We start from the raw sequence: 627 nt of genomic DNA on the forward strand, positions 1-627 counted from the left end.
GCTAGGCCGTGTCTCATAAGTGTCGTTCGAGTTCGCGGAGCCAGATGTTGATGGCGGCGATGTAGACGGTGGCCAGGTAACGGACGGCGAGTTTGTCGTATCGGGTGGCTAGGGCGCGGTGTTGTTTGAGCAGGTTGATGCCGCATTCGACGGCGTGGCGCTGCTTGTAGGCCTCGGGATCGAAGGCGGGTGGTCTGCCGCCCGCGCTGCCGCGGTTCTTACGGTGACCGATCTGGTCAGCTGGCTGGGGGATGGTGGCCTTGATGCCGCGGCGACGCAGGTAGGCCCGGTTGGCGCGGGAGCTGTAGGCCTTGTCGGCCAACACGTGGTCAGGCCGGCAGCGTGGACGCCCACCACCGGTGGAACGCGGCACGCTGATGCCCTCCACCACCGCCTCAAACTGCGGGCTGTCGCCGCGCTGCCCGGCGGTGATCAGGATCGACAGCGGCTTGCGGCCTTGCTCACAGCTCAGATGCAGCTTGGTGGTCAACCCGCCACGTGAGCGACCCAACCCGTGATCAGCCGGCTCGGTCCCACCGACGTCATCCTCGCCGCCGGGTGGCTCGACCTGCAGATCCCCCTTTTCCGCGCCCCGGCCGCATGCTGGTGCGCCCGAGCGATCGTGGA

At 67.5% G+C, this 627-nt stretch carries 1 protein-coding gene; it reads right to left on the bottom strand.

Annotated elements, in window-relative coordinates; translation table 11 throughout:
- Window positions 1-13: 13 nt before the first annotated feature.
- The coding region (locus ACYVF6_RS32265; protein ID WP_460526614.1) for an IS5 family transposase at window positions 14-627 on the bottom strand (614 nt) is incomplete at its 5' end.

The organism is Flindersiella endophytica (assembly GCF_054779015.1).